This is a genomic window from Vibrio sp. S17_S38 (assembly GCF_014694375.1).
Taxonomy (GTDB): domain Bacteria; phylum Pseudomonadota; class Gammaproteobacteria; order Enterobacterales; family Vibrionaceae; genus Vibrio.
Genome location: NZ_JAAUWW010000003.1, coordinates 256066 through 271848, shown reverse-complemented (window position 1 = coordinate 271848; position 15783 = coordinate 256066). Strand labels below are relative to the sequence as shown.

Here is a 15783-nt window from a genome sequence, read left to right as displayed (position 1 = left end):
TTGGTTAACATAATCACCATCCAGTTTTGTTAAAACTGAATGATACCAAGTGGATCAATTTTCAATTGGTGTTAGTGGATCATTTTTGCACTGGTGGTGACACGTTAGGCCGTGTTGAGCGTAAGTTCATTCTCGATGCCGACACCGACGAGCTGTTTGATGAACTGCGTGAGTCATCAGGCTTTAGCCCAAAAGAAAAATCAGACTTTTTAGCGGCATTGATCTTACGTGTCGCGAATAAAAATTGGTTAGGTAAACCGTTTGTTTTGCCATTAGAAGACGTGTTGAAAAAAGGTGTAGAGGGAGGCTTGATATGAAGATTAATCGTAGAAGCTATTACGGCCTAATTCATAAAGGCGTTAAGGCGCTATTAGTTGATCGCATGGGCCACTTTGATGATGACGAGTATCGTAATTACCTTGGCATTACGACAGGAAAAACAAGCTGCAAAGACCTAAGTGATGATGAGTTACGTAGCCTTGTTCGTGAGTTAAAAGCGCAAGATTATCTGCAAGATTCCCCTGCATTCAAAAAACGACTTGGGGGCAGTTCGTCACGTCAGCCCTCTAATTTACAGTGGGCCAAGTTAGCGGCAATGGCAAAAGAGATGGGCTGGTCTGGTCTTGATGATGCCGCACTTGATGCCTTTGTGAAAAGAACGGTAAAGGTTGAACGCGCTCGCTGGTTAACTCGCGATAACATTCGCCAGGTAATTGTTGGGCTTGAGCGTTGGCTCGTTCACAAGGAGCATCATCATGGGGCGTAGATTCCGATTTAAGGCTCAGCCTCGTTATGAGGTGATAAGCCCAAAATCACAAGAAGAATTAGAAGCATTGTTACTTGAGATGTACCCAGATAACCGCATCCCTGCAAGCGAGTTTCAAGCGGCATTAAACCCTATTAATAAGGCGATCATAAAAAGTGATTTGGGTATTCGAAATTGGTATACGCCGAAAGAGTTAGCGGAATACCTATGGAAGAGGAGTAATTATTATGCAATCGAAAACGATCCGTATGCTTCCTGCTTATGAAGTTTTTAATAGTTGCCCACGCACTCAAAATAACTACGTGCGTGATGGGCACTTCTTTGCTTCAAAGTTACAAACCTGGTTTGTCTTTGTAAGAGACAAAGGAGAAGCCGCCAACGGGAAAGTTGAAGAACAACTTGATATGTTTGGTTAATCATTATTATTTGGAAGAGGCGTTTGTGAGGCTTTATCTAGAGCCGAACAAGCGCCGTTTTTATTGGCGTAGCCATAAAACTCACGATTCTTTTCAATCTTACAGGCGCATAAACGAAAAGCATTAAGCCACACTTCATCTCGAATAGCGGCTTCGCCATAGGTTTTCGGAGGTGTATTAAATGGTGGTTCGCACTCGGTTAAATAGGCAGAGTTTGGCACCTTCACTATCTCGCGGTATTGGTATTCCGTTACGGGTTTAATAGCCTGACACCCAGCCAGTAGGGTAATCAATAGGCTCATGATTACAAGGCGCATGGGCTAATTCCTTTTTAAGTTGAATAATTCGACGTTCTAGCGCTAATCGGGCTTGTCGCTCTTGGCTAATCATTTCATCTTGAGCTAATTGCGCTTGCTGCTTGTCTTGCTTGAGTGACTCTATTTGCGAAGCAAGGTGATCGTTGTTCTTCTGTTGCGCCTCTAGCGTTTGAGTTAACTCTTGATTGCTTTGTTTTAGTTCAATGCTGTAGTTAAACAATCGATAGTTAACAAACAAACTCAATAATAGCGTGATGCCCACAAACCACTTAAAGCTTGATCTCAATGAGGTCAGTAACTCCATATTAACCCCAGCCATTTAGGCAAATATTTCTCTCTTTATCACGACGTTTGGGGATACCCCCGCAGTTGCTGCCTTCAAGTCGGCAGTCTTTGCCATTAACATATACCCATCTTGGATACTGTAAACATGCACCGTGGTGGTCGCCCTGGTTAAACTTCTTGAGTAATGTCGAGCTAACAAAATTATCTGCACCAAGATTAAACACAAAGCTCACCATCATGTCGTATTCCGCTTGAGTGGCCGTCTGAGTGATGTGCTTCTTCACAACCGATTCTGCTTGACCAACATCTTTCACAAAGTAATGAGCTATCTCTTCATTGGTGGCAGTATCACCTTGCTGAATCCCTGTTGTGTGACCCAAGCCTACCGTCCATACGTGCGCGCTACATTGGTATGCTTTTGAGCGACAGCCTTCTTCATTAGCAATATGACGTAGCCCGTTCTCACTCACATGTAACTCATCATCAATATTAAATACAATGGCAAGAATGGCGGTAATGGAGCACACCGCAGCCTGTGTGACTTTCGTTTTTAGACTCATGAGGAGGTTTCCTCCACATTCATCATCGATTCATCGCCACTTTGTAGGCGAGCCAGTTTAGCCTTGTTGAGTTGTGTGGCCACAGCGTAGTGACGAATGGCCATCACACCCGACACAATACCAATACTAATCGCGATAAGCTGCGCGACATCGTTAACACCAAAGCTCACAATGGTTGCCGCCACTGACGTGCCGACTTTTTTTAATCCGGTCATATCAAGCAATGAGATCACCATGGCTTCAAACTCCACTTTATTCATTCGTTACTTCTCTTTTTTTATTAAATTTCTATACGTTAAAAACTGGTTGCGCTGCTTTCGTTTAGCACTTCAAAGGTAAAGCTATCGAGCGTAACTAAAGGACGCTGACGCTTTGAAACCGCTTTGCTATCGACAATCGGGGTTCCTGTACCGTCAACGACAGTGCCTTTTGCGAGGTACACGCCTTCAATGCTTTGCGCTAACGCTTCCAGTGCACCAGGAACAATGTCTCGGCCATGCTGTGTTTTCCAAGCATCAATTGCGCTTTGAATGCGTGTTTTTGCGGTACTTTGAATGGACTCGGCCAATGAGGCGTAGTCATTAAATATTTGCAGGTGAAAACTTGCTGTGGCCGTAATGTCTTCGGCATCAATTATGCGCACTAAATCGCCCATAGGTACGCGTTTATCACCCGAGCATTCAGCCAGTATTTGGTTTTTAATCGCTTGGTTTGGCAGTGACCCATCTTTTAATATCGCGCTGATCTCAATTTCATTCGGTGCTGGGTTTAATACCGCCACATCTTTAATGGATGAGTTACTTGAAAGCGCAAAGTATTCATAAGCCTCATAAGGGCCAGCAACACTAAACTTAGAGGGTGAAATATAGATCCGGTAAGCATAGGCATCATCACTTTCAATCTCAGCGCCACCTTGACTAGTTTCAATGTTTACTACACTTTCAAGGTTATCGAGTGGCTCAATGACTTGATTGATTTGCCCTGGTAAAAAGCCATTACCACTAAGCCCAGCATCAACACATTCCACATCAAGTTCAATCGAAAGCGTGGCGGCATTGACCACGGTATCTTCTAATGTTTGAAAAATAGTTTTGTTATCAACGGCGATAACCTGATAACCACTAGGTACCACAAGACCTGTATGAGCTGAAAAATCAAACTTCATTACCGTACGAGCTTTTGATGCAGGTAGACGCTCGGTTTCCGTCAGTAAGCCGAGGTTGTCTAATCGCTCGTTTTCAGCAAAGGACAGCAGGTTTTGTTTACTTTCATAGTTAATGAGTGCTTCTAGTTCAGAGGTTTCATAAGCGGTTTGCTCTAGATGAAACGTCTCTGGATCATTAATGCCTGGATAATGTCCTGTGCCTTTTTGATAACGTTCTTTTAAACTGGCAAGCTTAGCGTCGTAATCGACATCAATCAGCTTAGGCTCTGGAATGTTTGGAAATCGTGTACTCATATTCTTTCTCTTATGCTCTTAGCTTTACGCCTTAGATAATTGGGCGCTGGCATTCCATTGGTTGCCGTTGATAGACGTAGTGATTGCGGTGGGTTTCCACTTCTTATGTAAATTTCCAAGTCCTGAAAACTCAATCATATCGGCGGTGGTGATCACCGTTCCAACCAATCCCACTCGTCCTTTTGCACCTTGCTTACCATCGCTGCCGTTATTGAGGTACGACTCTGCATAGGCTCTGGCATCACTCATTGAATTAACATTGTCGAGGTTACGCAGCGTTTTAACCCGTGAACCCGTTGCACTTGCATCTCCAGCTCGGTAGCTAAACACCTTGTCATTGGTTGGGTCGTATCCTTCTACTTCTACCGCTGCAAACTTGGTTCGACCGCTATCCGGTAATTGAAGCGATGTCACGACACTCCGATTGGTGGTATCAAGCTTGATGATGTTTTGCTTAAAATTCCCCATCAGGAGCTTTTTGCCTTTTATTGCGATAGGTACGCTGGTTTGTTCAGACACCCGAGCTAAAAAAGCCGGTACTGATTCGTCTCTTTGTTCTATGCGTTTAAATTGAAATTCAGGCGTACCTTCGGCTTGCATAAAGGTTAAACCTGCATCTTTTGCCCATTGCTCACCCATATTAGAAAGCGAGATGTTTTCACGAACGACCGATTGCTCATTATCAATCTTGCCTCGCGCCTCGACTGGCGGCTTAGCATTGGCACCAATGATCACATCGTCAGGTGAGAGTTTGAACGTCACCTCATCAATGGCAAACTCACCCCACATCCATTCATGTCGTTGGTTATTACTATCAAACCAACCAATACCAGCTTTTAAGGTGTCACCTTTGTTTGGATACCAGCTATTGAAAAAGCGACGGTCTTTGTTAAATAACGTCAACGAAATGGTATCGGTGCCTGTCTGCTTGCTCTCCATAATGTCGGTGTAAGACAAGCTTTTAACGTATGGGCTTAATTCCGCGGTCACGTCTTTACCTGACCAATGTAAAATCGCAAATGGCTTAACGATTCCTTGCTGAGTTAAGCCCATGGCGGAGCATCCACACTGACCGTGTTACTTACCGTTACGGCAGGAATTATCACAGTTTCACCACCTTGAAATTCAAAGCGGTTCATTTGGCGAGTCAGCTCTCTGTTCGCCTCAAACAATGCATCGACTAACGCTTGGCTATTTGCCTGATAAGCTCTATAACAAAGCTGTTCCCAACGTTCACCTTGGCGAGCAATCAGCGTGTTGGTTTTCGTGCTCATTAGCGAACCTCAACCAAATCAACTTGGTAATCGACGCCAATCACCAGCCCTGAAGGCAATGTTTGAATATTGGTTCTGTTTAATTTGCGAATGCCAAAATGGCCATGAACGGTTGAACCAATTACTAAAGCTCGCGGCAATCCATTCTCTGCCATTTGTTCGAGATCTTTAATGGTCTTGGTAATGTCCACAAAACGGTTGTTAAAGGTCATTTCAAGCGAGGCGGTATGTTCGTCTTCCCCCATGTTTTGGTGCATAGGGTAACCATTGATCACATCTTGCTTTTGTAATTTAAAGCTGCGGCTATCACTGACTTTGTTAGGGGTAAATCGACCTTTGAATACTAGGTCGCCAAATCCACCCCATTGGCTGTAGTTCACATTTTCTTCTGCCATTTAGTTGTCCCCACTAATAATGCTGCTTTCACCAGAGAGCTGATTAACTGAAGTGATCTCGGTGACTTTCGGATTGATGAAGTGTTTATGTACCGTCATAGCCAATGTGACTTGCCAGTCTTCACGCCAAGTAAATAACTCGTCTTGATGTTCAAAGTTGTCATTGTCTTTCGGTGCACTCCAACCAGAGCCTTGTTTGGTGGCATTAAATAGCTCAGCATCACCCACAACCTCTAAACGTTGGTCTAAGTTTCCAAAACCTATTGGCAAGCGTTCCCCTATATCAGAGAAGATAAGCAGCTCATTGGTTAAGTATTCGGTCAGTAAAATATTGAGTTGTATTTGTTGGTTAGCTAAAAAACAGCTGGTATTACCGCCACTGACGCGTGCTGAAATCACTACGTCAATTAACATTTCATAAGGGGTGTACGAGCCTTGAGATTGCGTAGATAAGCGATTGAGCGCGCGCAAACCATTAAATATCACGCGCATTTCTTTACGGGCAATCGCATTCGATGGCTCAATAACAACCTGTGTCGCAAAGTGCTTCTCTAATTCAGCTTTAATGGCATTAATAACTTTCATGCATTCCTCATTTAATCGCGGCTTTTAATTGTTCTTCAGCCAGTTGCGATTGCTCTCTTTGTTGTTCGTCACTCATGTACATGAATTCACGCTTTGGCACTTTGATTTGCTTGGCGCGGATATACAGCACATAAAACACACCTTTTTGCTGCGCCTTATTGCTCTTGTTCGCACTGGTTTTTATACGCTGGCCAAAGGCTTTTGCTCCAACTGGCGCTCGTCCCATGATTGATTTAGGACGATAAAAGATCTTCCAACCTTGACGTTCCAATTCGGTTAAAACTTTACGAACCCCAAACACTTCCGTACGTCGTTTCACTTGCTTGTTGATTGGTATGGCAAGCTTTTGTGCTTTCTTCGCTTTGACGATGCCACCATCGTTAATCAGTGGTGCATGCACTTTATTGGTGCCAATACGGTATTCGTGTGCATCAGCTTGATAAGTCAGTGATGCATAGGTTTCACCTGTATCAAACAGTGGCTTAGCTCCTGCGTTCTTGGTGTTTTTAGTCAGCGTTGAATTGGGCTTGAAATTGCCATGTTTCATATTGTCGCGCACACACTGCAAGCCAAAAGGAGCCAAGGTTTCAGGCAAACCATCAATGGCTTTACTGGTATTGTGTAGCGCATCTAGAAAACCTTTCATCGTGCTTATTCCTCGCTCACCACTGCAAATAACCCTGCAAATCTAGAAACCATTATGTCTTTTTATTTAGTGGCAATTTGCCGAATGGAAATTAAAAAGTGACGTGCAATTAAGCTGTTAGTCATCAAAAAAGTATGACTAACCGATATGCATTAAAAGAAAGGATGGAACATGGCACCACGCTCAAAGGTGGAATTACTCGGCCTACTCGATAGAGTCATTGAAATGTACAGCGTCGATAAAATGACGCTGACCGATATCGAACAAGTATTAAAAGATGATGGTTATGATGTCTCTCGCTCTGCGGTACACCGTGTTATTCGTAGTAACCAAGAACTCATTGAAGAGCAACGCTTAGCCCAAGAACAAGCAGAGCTTTTTATTAGTGAGTTTCGAGATAGCCCGAATACCGATATTTCAGAGCTTAACTTGCAAATTATGCAGCGTTATATGTTCAAGGTATTGCGTGAGGTGGACTTTGGCCCTGAAGCGTTTAAAGATCCGACGAAACTTGCCAACTTAGTCGCTCGCTTATCAGATGCACAGGTAAACCTTGACCGTTTGAAAGTGGAGTTTCGTAAAGGTGTGGATGCAGCAAAAGCGGAATTTGAACGCCAGCTAACCGAAATTTTAAAAGCGGAACATCCCGAACTCTTACTCAACTTAGTTGAAATCATTCAAAAACTACGCATCGAGCAGAAGCCTAAACGAGGTCGCCACTAATGAGCGGATTGTTTACAGGTTTGTCTGATGCGGACTTGGAGAACATTCGCGACAGTGCGCATCTGGCGAAAGAAGACAAGCGGCTGAATACACAAACCGAAGCCCAACAAGCACGAAAGCTCGCCCAGCAAAACCGAGAAGAAAAAGCACGTCAGAAGCGACGCACCAAAGCTAAGCATGACTTTGCTTACTTTTGTAAAATCTACATGTCAGATGCGTTCACTCTTGCATTCAGTGAGTATCAACTTGCGCTAACGCGTCTTGCCGCTAATCGACATTTAAATCCACGTGACGAGGCTTTATTCAAAGAGCTGATAGACCCTCGTGATCATGGTTTTATTAAACAGCCCTTAGCGCTTGAAAACGGGAAGCCTGGTGAGTATGAAGGCATACTCGATATCGAGCCTCGTGACCACGGTAAAACCACGCGTAATACTCAGGCTATGCCACTTTGGCTCGCGCTCAATCATCCAGGTTCCTTCATTGTTATCTGTGGCGCGTCGGCTGATAGCGCAAAAGAAATGATGGATGCAATTAAAGACGATTTAGAAGATAACGAACTCATTTTAAATGACTATGGCGAGCAACGTGGCAATACCTGGACAAAGCGAAAAATCAAACTCGCTAATGGTTCATCTATTGTGGCGGTTGGTCGTGGTCAGCGTTTGCGTGGTATTAAAAACAAGTACCAACGGCCAACTCATATTATTTGTGATGACTTGCTGGATGATAAAGAAGTTGAGTCTCCAACGCTAAGACGCCAAGCGGAACGTTGGTTTAAGCGTGTGATCATGAACTTAGGTAAAGGCGCATTAACCATCATCGCCAATACCATTATGCATCCCGATGATTTGCCATCGCGATTACTTAAACAGATTGAAGAAGGCACGCTGCCCAATTGGCTTGGCCTTCGCTTTAGTGCCATTACTCCAAGTGGCCGTTCTCTCTTCCCGTCGCGCTGGAGCTTGCAAGAATTAGAAAACAAACGAATTGCATCCGGTAGCGCGTGGTGGACAGAATGGATGAACCGTCCAATAGCCGATGAAGATGCGGACTTTAAAGAGGATTGGTTTGTTTACTTTAAGCCTTATGAACTGGATTTACGCGACTGCACCATCGGTATGGCGATTGACCCTGCGACGGGTTTAAAGAAAGGTGACTGGTCTTTTATTGCCGTTGTGGCAAGACATCGTATTACCATGGTGGATCATGTTTTATTCGCCAAAGGCTGGAAAGAGTCCGATCTTCAATTTGCTCAGCGTATTGTTGATGTTTACCTGCAACATAAACCTAAGTTTGTGATGTTTGAAACCGTAGCATTCCAGAAAATCTATAAGAAAGAAGTCATGCGTTATGCCAAACGTAAAGGTGTGCGATTGCCTGTTCGAGAGTTCAAAGGTGGCAATAAACAAGTACGTATCAAGTCACTCTCTTCTCAAGTTGAAAACGGTTTGATCCAGTTTTTAGAAACACAAACCTTATTACGCCAGCAGTTCTTGGAGTTTCCTCGTGGGCATGATGATGGGCCTGATGCGGTTGAAATGGCGATCAGTGGTTTTGAATCTAGCTTTGTTGGAGGCGCAGTTCCTCAAGTAATGAATAAAGCTCGAACGGCGGCGACCATGCTATCGCGTTTTGGCGGCGGCGCGATGGGACGAATGCGGAGATAGCTTTGTGGGAATAGCTTTATGATGAAACCAGTATCAGCGCTTAAAGCGAAATTAGGTGATGTGTTATCAATGCTACGTCGTTTGGTATGCATTGCCATTGTGAGCGAAGTGGATACCAAACTTCGACGAGTCAAAGTCACGTTCCCTGGTGAGCGTTACCCTGAATCTGATTGGCTGTCCGTTGTTGGGCTTCGCAGTAAAGGCGTCAGTATTTCATGTAATCTTGAAATTGGTGAACAAGTGCTTTGCTTGTTTATTCCATCAGGTTCAATGATTCGAGGCTTTGTGCTAGGAAGTTTGGCAAATAACAACGATAAGCCGTATGTGAGCAATGCCGACAAATTTGGTATCGAATTTAAAGACGGCACATTACTTGAGTATGACCAAGGCAGTGGCACGGGTGTATTAAAAATAAAAGGTGGCGAGCCTGCCATCACGATTAATGAATCTGGTGTGACGATTGATTGCCCCAAGTATACGGTCAATGCTCCAACCATATTACTCAACGGTCAAACTCATATCACCAAAGCATTAACAGGAGATATGACGGCAACCTTCACTGGTTTAGTTGGCGCAGCTGGCTATGGCAGTACCACAGGTGGCGCTGCGGTGATGAATAGCGGCGCTAAAATGAAAGGTTCTGTAACAATCAATGGCGTTGAAGTCACTGTAATGACACATACGCACACGGATGCGGAAGGACGACCAACATCGACAGCTAAAAAATAGGAACCTTATAACCATCTGTATGGCGTTTTAAGGCGGTTATTTTTCTTATTGGTCTCTTTGGTTGTAAAAATTTATTCAAACTCATTCAAACAGGGTTTCAAGCGATTTCAAACAGGTTAAACATGAACTATTCACTTAAACTCAATGGCGAAGGTCGAAACGAAGATTTACTGTCGGATATTCGGCAAGCCTTATACATGATCATTTACACCGGAAAGACCGAACGTATCTATATGCCAGATTACGCAGCAGATGCGCTCGCGTATTTGGATAAACCTCAATGGGAAGTTCAACGATTGAAAGTCTCGATAGCTGAGTCGATTGCCAAGTATGAACCTCGTGTGCGGTTAGATGAAGTCGTGGTCTCTCAATCTGAGGATTTACAACAAGGTATTATTCGGATTAAATTAACCGCCAAAGTGCTCGCCACTGGCGATAGTCAAGTCTTCGACTTCACCAATTAATCACCTCCTCGTGCTAATTTTTCTCTTCTAAATCCTGCCGTATGGAATTTATATTTTTCTGACGCGTAATACTGGCTCTACTGATTATTCAGTTACTTTAACTAACAACCGTAGAGACAGTATCCATGGCCGAACTTTTACACGGTATCCGAACCATTGAATCACTGACAGGGCCGATTTCTGTAATCGAAGTTGCCTCCAGTGTGATTGGTGTGTTTGGTACTTCCGAGCTTGCCGAGCCGATGCAGCTTTATCATACAAACAATTATGATGATGCGAAGAAGGTATTCGGCCAAGGCTCGTTATTAAATGCAATTCGCCGCGTACATAACTATGTGCCAAGCAATTCCATTATTTCTATTCCATTAGGTAAAGACAGTGACTTCCCTGAAGTGCCAGAGCCTATTACCTCTGGTGTAACCTTTAGTTCATCGAGTGCATCTCTTTTTATTGATGACGGCGCGACGCTGCCCATTACTATCCGTAATCCGCATGCGTATCCGGTTGTTTATAGCTCTGATAATGAAGAGATTGCCACTGTTGATGCCGACACAGGCGTGGTGACTCCGGTTGCCGAAGGTGTTGCGAACATCACCGCTACCGTGACGTTCAATGATGGTGAAGCGGACGTCGATGAAGCGCATGTCTATTCCATTACTGTAGCTCAAACCAATCCTGATGCAGGCAAGATTGTTAGCCCAGCGCAGCTAGGTGATTCAATCGCAACGGCATTTCTTGGCGCAAATTCTCAACCTAATGGCTTGTCAAATCCCTACGAGCAAACCGCGGTTTGGTCTATTGACGATGAAGCGATTGCTTTGGTTGATTCCGCTGATGGCACGGTTTCGCCGCTATCAGAAGGTCAAGCCTTGGTAACGGTGACACTATCACCGCGTTCTGATTACCGCTACACCGATAATGATGGTAACGAAGTCGTGATTGGTGATGTGGCTGGTGCCACCTTAACTTATGTTTTAACGGTTTCGAAAGTATCCGATGCGCTATTAGCGGCCTTTATGCAAGCACTGCCACTGTTACGTAAAGCAAAACAAAAGTTTGGTTTTTCTTCAAAAATCAACATGGCACCAGGCATCTTACATAAAGATGGTGCAATGGGGTTGGCGGTATCCGCCATTAGTACCATTCGCGGTATTTGGGTAGGCGATATGCCAGAGACGGTATCCACTCCTGAAGAAGCTTATGCCTGGAAACAAAAATACACCTCTCAACGCTCGTATGTGGGCTGGCCACGTCCAAAAATCTTGGATGAATCTGGCGCGACGGTTGTTGATTGGTATGCACCGAGCTTGTGTGGCCTGATTGCTCAAGTAGACCGCAATCAAACCGGGCAAACCATTGTCCCTGAAACAGGTTACTGGTGTTCACCATCCAACTACGTAATGGCTGATGTATTAGGCCCATCGATTGAACTGGATTACATCCCAAGTGACCCATCGTGTGATGTGAATTACCTCAACGTTAACGGCATCACCACGCTAATGAATCATGGTGGTTGGAAGAACTTTGGTAACTATTCCACAGCGTTCCCAGGTAAAAGCGATTACCTGTCGTTCCTATCGGTACGTCGTACTTGCGACATCATCGAAGAGAGTATTGAAGATGTGACGCGTCAGTTCTTGGACTTTCCGATGTTTACCAGCCCAACGGATATCGCTAACACCACCTGTGGCCGAGTGAAAGATACGGTCAATGACTATCTGCGCTCCAAAGAAGGCACCGCATTGGTGTACAGCAGCGTGTCGATTGATGCAGGTGATAACCCGTTAACTAACTTAATGCAAGGCAAAATCAAGTATCACTACCAAATGACGCCACCAGTTCCAATGCAAAGCGTGGAATACGAAGCGGAAATTTATGTAGAAGGTCTAGAGAACGCCTTTAACAAACTGATCGCATAAGGATAAATCATGGCAGAGAAAAGTGTTGTTTGGCGTGATCAGATGACGTTCATCAATGAAACCCAATACGTGGGCCGAGTCAAAAGCGCTGAATGTGATGTACAGCGCAAGATGGCGACCGTCGGTGGCTTAGGTGGTCTTGGTGATGTGGAAGTTCCTACCGGGAAATATGAAGCGCCAACGGCAACGGTTGAGTTTCAATCCGTCGCGCTCGCCGATGTCGCGCAACTGACCAATAACGATGGTTGGATAAAGCTTCGCATGACAGGTCAAGTGCGTGTGCTCGATTCCGATACGGGTACACGTATTGTCGATGCCGCGGTTACGCGTATTCATGGTTACGTTAAGAATCCACCTGTCCCTGGCTTTAACGATGAAGGCTCACCTTATACCGCCAATATTGCGGTGCACTTTATCGAAATCAGTAACTCAACGGGACGTGTGTTTATGTTGGATATGCAGACAGGTGCTAAATATCCAGCAGATGATCCTGGTCAATATGGCTTCACGGTCACTATTTAGGAGGCGTGATGCGAGTACGTAAATTAGAAATTGTAGCGTCTGGTATTCAAAAGAATGGCAAGGCCGTAACTAAGGAGATGCTCGAATCAGTCGTTCGTAACTATAAAGCTGATTCTAGGCCTCCGGTTACACCTGGTCATCCAACCAAAGGCAGCGACCAAATTGCTGCCCTTGGCCGAGTATCCAATCTACGCACTGAGCAAGCGACGGATAAAACCATTCTTGTTGGCGAAGTAGTTTACACGCCAGAGATGGAGAAGCGCGAAGACTCTGGTGAGTTTGAAGGTTTTAGCGCAGGCATTCACCCTGTGATAGGACAAGACGGTGAATGGCATATGCATCACTTAGCGTTTCTAGGTCAGCTGCCACCAGCGGCTGATATTAAAACTCGTGATGTAGTGAATTTAAGCGATAGCGACTTTAGTGATGACGTTATCTATTTATCGGCAAGCGTGGGTAATCAAGCTGGCCAATCAAAACAAACTGAAGAAACAGGACTTCCTATGGATGAAGAAAAACTAAAAGGCTTGCTCAAGGGCGTATTGAAAGAAGAGCTGGCAGAAATGGGCATTAAGCCTAATACGCCAGCCAATAAAGATGGCGAACCTGATGCCGATAAAGGCAAACCTTCCGGTGAAGGCAAGCCGGATTCAGAAGTCACCGCACTAAAAGAATCAATGGCAGGGGATCGTAAAGAGTCTCTAACCGAGCTTGCCGATTCGCGTGAAATGAGTGATGACCTACGCACCAGCATTAAAGCCATGATTGATGATGCATCAGTAATTGAACTATGTGCGACAGGTGAAACGAGTCATTTTAAGAAACTCAAAAATATGATTTCGGCTCTGCCTGAGAAGAAAGCCGCTGCGCCACAGTCACCATCATTTAATGCGTTGACCCAAGCGCTAGAGCTGTCTAATGACGGTCAGCAAAAAGATACGTTTAATCCGGAGGGTTGGTAATGGATTTTTCAAACAAGCAAACCTTAAAAGGTGCACCTGCGATTGTGGGTAGTCATGCCAGTGGTAATGTTATTCAACAAGTATTAGTCGGTAATGGCGTAACGGGTTTATTGCCTGGGCATGTGGTTTTAATTACCGATGGCTCAATTGCAAAACGTTGGTCACGTGAAAGCCTAATTAATGGTGCGGTCGATGGGGATAACAAACTTATCTATGAACAATCCACTCTAGGCATTGTGACCGCAAAGCAGTTTGATGGCGATAACTCTGCCTCGGTTCTACGTGCTGGTAGTTACATTCGTGACCGTGTTGTGCTCGCTGATGATTCAGTCATCGCCACCTCGGATGAATTCAAGTTGTCATTGTGTCAACTTTACGCTGAAGGAGCTTGGGTATGAGTCCATTAGAGCAGCAAAAAAGTAAGCAAGATGGGGTGTTCGCCAAAGCCTTGCGCGCCGCATCAACGGCTTTTGTGCAAATGGGTGGTCATCCTCGCATACTCCTACATCATTCACGTCGCAACGAGCTAATTGATAATGCAATAAAAGCCCTGCAAACGGTGAAACGTGAAGGCGATGCTTATCACCAGTTAGGTCAATCAGCTCCAATTGTGACTGATACTGAGCTTGCTGATGATCAAGATTCTCCACTGGAGCATGTTGGTTTTGTAAAAGTAGATGATACGCCAATGTTAGCAAGTGTTTTGTCTGAAGACAGCAATGATGAAACCTTCTCTCTGGCCATTAATAACCCGTATGGCCAAGTGGTGAAATTCACCTCAAGCAATGAAGCCATTGCCACAGTGGATGAAAAGACCGGAGCAATTACACCTATCGGTAATGGTGAAGTCAGCATCAAGGTTGCCTTTAACAAGAAAGGTGAATACCCACGTATAGAAGATAGCTTTGATCTTGTGATTGATGATGCAAACCCTAGTGGCGAAGCTGAAAATGAGCTTCAAAACGATGACACATCAAACGAGCAACAAGCTTAGTTTTAACCCTAATTTTATTTAATCCTACATCGCCTCTTGATTGCTGTTATTAGATACAAGGCACAAGAGGCGCTCAATGAGAGAGACAACATGGATATTATTGACGTATTACGTAGCCTAGTAGCCCCTCAAGAGTGGTCTGAGCTGCTCAATAACTACAAAAAGCGTAAGCCTGTGCCAATGCGCATTCGCAACAAGGTGTTTGGCCAAGCGGTATTTTACCCAAGTGTGCGCATTCCTTGGAGCGTGTTAAAAGAAACACTATCCAACATTCCTGTGGTTCGTCGTGGTACTCGCGCGTATCAATTGGGTGGTGACGATCTAGAAACGCAATCTATCGAGCCACAAGGTTTTTCAACGGTATCGCATGTTTCTGCGGCCGAGCTGAATAACTTGAAGGCGTTAGGTCTAACCAACATCAAAAAGTATTTTGAGATGCTGCAAAGTGGTGTGATGCGTAAGATTGAGTTTTCAACCGAAGCGTTATGTGCTCAATCACTAACGGGTAAAATTTCATACCCAATGAAAACCTCTGATGGTGCAACTGAGTTATTCGAAGTTGATTTTGGTGAGCCGCTTCGCTACAGCTTTGCGGAGTCATTGAATGCGGCAGGCGCAACAATCGAAACGGTTTATAGCGCATTGCAAGACATGGATGAAAAAATTCAATCCAAAGGTTATGGCATGAACCTAGAAGTATTGTGTGGCAAGACTTTATTTGCTCGCATCCTTACTTTAGCCGGTCAAAACAAATCGAATGTATTGGATGTAAAAGTCAGTAAAGGTCAAGTCAACGTTGGTGGCTACATTGTTAACCTTGAAAACGGCTCTTACCAAACCATGGTCGGTGGTATGAAAACCGTCGTAAAAACGGTGCCAGATGATCAAATGGTGATGATTGATTTAGATGCAGGTCATACACCTTATTTTGCCGCACTGGATGATTTGGATGCTGGTCTTCAAGCTCTGCCATTCTTTGCTAAGGTAATTAAAACGGATGACCCAAGTGGTGCAGATGTGTACACCATGTCTAAACCGCTTCCAGCTGTTGTTGTGGATGCAATCTGTTGGACTGATGGCGCATTGGCTGCGTAAGG

At 44.6% G+C, this 15783-nt stretch carries 24 protein-coding genes; 14 read left to right on the top strand and 10 right to left on the bottom strand.

Translation table 11 applies throughout. From position 1 onward, the window contains the following. Positions 1-74 precede the first annotated feature (74 nt). The 4 genes from HC725_RS04340 to HC725_RS04325 are packed head-to-tail and all read left to right on the top strand — an operon-like array spanning position 75 to position 1182. Positions 75-317 (top strand): hypothetical protein, encoded by a 243-nt coding sequence (locus HC725_RS04340; RefSeq protein WP_190330534.1) that lies wholly within the window; start codon positions 75-77, stop codon positions 315-317. Next, positions 314-766, top strand: coding sequence for a regulatory protein GemA (locus HC725_RS04335; RefSeq protein ID WP_190330533.1), 453 nt, complete (start codon positions 314-316; stop codon positions 764-766). Before HC725_RS04340 ends, HC725_RS04335 begins: the two co-directional genes overlap by 4 nt. Then, positions 756-1031 carry a hypothetical protein gene (locus tag HC725_RS04330; RefSeq protein WP_190330532.1) on the top strand — a complete coding sequence of 92 codons (276 nt, stop codon included), beginning with the start codon at positions 756-758 and terminating at the stop codon, positions 1029-1031. Before HC725_RS04335 ends, HC725_RS04330 begins: the two co-directional genes overlap by 11 nt. Further along, the gene (locus tag HC725_RS04325; RefSeq protein ID WP_190330531.1) at positions 994-1182 is read left to right on the top strand and encodes a hypothetical protein; all 189 of its coding nucleotides are present in this window, start codon (positions 994-996) and stop codon (positions 1180-1182) included. Before HC725_RS04330 ends, HC725_RS04325 begins: the two co-directional genes overlap by 38 nt. Here the strand turns inward: HC725_RS04325 and lysC are convergent. The 10 genes from lysC to HC725_RS04275 are packed head-to-tail and all read right to left on the bottom strand — an operon-like array spanning position 1179 to position 6703. Next, positions 1179-1499, bottom strand: coding sequence for an Rz1-like lysis system protein LysC (gene lysC, locus HC725_RS04320; protein WP_190330530.1), 321 nt, complete (start codon positions 1497-1499; stop codon positions 1179-1181). The two genes, HC725_RS04325 and lysC, sit on opposite strands and share 4 nt — an antisense overlap. Then, positions 1441-1803 (bottom strand): hypothetical protein, encoded by a 363-nt coding sequence (locus HC725_RS04315; RefSeq protein ID WP_190330529.1) that lies wholly within the window; start codon positions 1801-1803, stop codon positions 1441-1443. The genes lysC and HC725_RS04315 overlap by 59 nt, the downstream gene beginning before the upstream one ends. 1 nt (position 1804) lies before the next feature. Next, a complete protein-coding gene (locus tag HC725_RS04310) occupies positions 1805-2344 on the bottom strand; it encodes a lysozyme (RefSeq protein WP_190330528.1) in 540 nt (179 codons plus the stop codon). Next, on the bottom strand, positions 2341-2604 hold the full coding sequence (locus HC725_RS04305; protein WP_190330527.1) for a hypothetical protein: 264 nt from the start codon (positions 2602-2604) through the stop codon (positions 2341-2343). The genes HC725_RS04310 and HC725_RS04305 overlap by 4 nt, the downstream gene beginning before the upstream one ends. Positions 2605-2639: 35 nt before the next feature. After that, on the bottom strand, positions 2640-3803 hold the full coding sequence (locus tag HC725_RS04300) for a baseplate J/gp47 family protein (RefSeq protein WP_190330526.1): 1164 nt from the start codon (positions 3801-3803) through the stop codon (positions 2640-2642). 24 nt (positions 3804-3827) lie between these two features. Beyond that, a complete protein-coding gene (locus tag HC725_RS04295) occupies positions 3828-4856 on the bottom strand; it encodes a phage late control D family protein (protein ID WP_190330525.1) in 1029 nt (342 codons plus the stop codon). Next, positions 4847-5077 carry a tail protein X gene (locus HC725_RS04290; RefSeq protein ID WP_190330524.1) on the bottom strand — a complete coding sequence of 77 codons (231 nt, stop codon included), beginning with the start codon at positions 5075-5077 and terminating at the stop codon, positions 4847-4849. Before HC725_RS04290 ends, HC725_RS04295 begins: the two co-directional genes overlap by 10 nt. After that, positions 5077-5472: a phage tail protein gene (locus HC725_RS04285; RefSeq protein WP_190330523.1), complete on the bottom strand. Its 396-nt coding sequence runs from the start codon at positions 5470-5472 to the stop codon at positions 5077-5079. Before HC725_RS04285 ends, HC725_RS04290 begins: the two co-directional genes overlap by 1 nt. Beyond that, positions 5473-6057 (bottom strand): hypothetical protein, encoded by a 585-nt coding sequence (locus HC725_RS04280; protein WP_190330522.1) that lies wholly within the window; start codon positions 6055-6057, stop codon positions 5473-5475. It lies immediately after the preceding gene. A gap of 7 nt (positions 6058-6064) precedes the next feature. Continuing rightward, positions 6065-6703, bottom strand: coding sequence for a hypothetical protein (locus HC725_RS04275; RefSeq protein WP_190330521.1), 639 nt, complete (start codon positions 6701-6703; stop codon positions 6065-6067). 171 nt (positions 6704-6874) lie between these two features. Here HC725_RS04275 and HC725_RS04270 point away from each other — a divergent pair, with 171 nt between their 5' ends. The 10 genes from HC725_RS04270 (at position 6875) to HC725_RS04225 (ending at position 15781) form a co-directional block, all read left to right on the top strand. Then, positions 6875-7426: a phage protein Gp27 family protein gene (locus HC725_RS04270; RefSeq protein WP_190330520.1), complete on the top strand. Its 552-nt coding sequence runs from the start codon at positions 6875-6877 to the stop codon at positions 7424-7426. Next, complete coding sequence (gene terL / locus HC725_RS04265) at positions 7426-9096, top strand: phage terminase large subunit (protein WP_190330519.1); 1671 nt, start codon at positions 7426-7428, stop codon at positions 9094-9096. The genes HC725_RS04270 and terL overlap by 1 nt, the downstream gene beginning before the upstream one ends. An 18-nt stretch (positions 9097-9114) precedes the next feature. Then, complete coding sequence (locus tag HC725_RS04260; RefSeq protein ID WP_190330518.1) at positions 9115-9825, top strand: phage baseplate assembly protein V; 711 nt, start codon at positions 9115-9117, stop codon at positions 9823-9825. A gap of 122 nt (positions 9826-9947) precedes the next feature. Further along, positions 9948-10289 carry a GPW/gp25 family protein gene (locus HC725_RS04255; protein ID WP_190330517.1) on the top strand — a complete coding sequence of 114 codons (342 nt, stop codon included), beginning with the start codon at positions 9948-9950 and terminating at the stop codon, positions 10287-10289. 125 nt (positions 10290-10414) lie between these two features. Then, positions 10415-12208 (top strand): Ig-like domain-containing protein, encoded by a 1794-nt coding sequence (locus tag HC725_RS04250; protein WP_190330516.1) that lies wholly within the window; start codon positions 10415-10417, stop codon positions 12206-12208. Between the two features lie 9 nt (positions 12209-12217). Next, positions 12218-12730, top strand: a complete 513-nt coding sequence (locus HC725_RS04245; protein WP_190330515.1) for a phage major tail tube protein — start codon at positions 12218-12220, stop codon at positions 12728-12730. 8 nt (positions 12731-12738) lie between these two features. Further along, a complete protein-coding gene (locus tag HC725_RS04240) occupies positions 12739-13692 on the top strand; it encodes a hypothetical protein (protein WP_190330514.1) in 954 nt (317 codons plus the stop codon). Next, positions 13692-14090 carry a hypothetical protein gene (locus HC725_RS04235; RefSeq protein WP_190330513.1) on the top strand — a complete coding sequence of 133 codons (399 nt, stop codon included), beginning with the start codon at positions 13692-13694 and terminating at the stop codon, positions 14088-14090. The genes HC725_RS04240 and HC725_RS04235 overlap by 1 nt, the downstream gene beginning before the upstream one ends. Further along, positions 14087-14686, top strand: coding sequence for a hypothetical protein (locus HC725_RS04230; RefSeq protein WP_190330512.1), 600 nt, complete (start codon positions 14087-14089; stop codon positions 14684-14686). Before HC725_RS04235 ends, HC725_RS04230 begins: the two co-directional genes overlap by 4 nt. Positions 14687-14776: 90 nt before the next feature. After that, positions 14777-15781, top strand: a complete 1005-nt coding sequence (locus HC725_RS04225) for a major capsid protein (protein ID WP_190330511.1) — start codon at positions 14777-14779, stop codon at positions 15779-15781. Positions 15782-15783 lie beyond the last annotated feature (2 nt).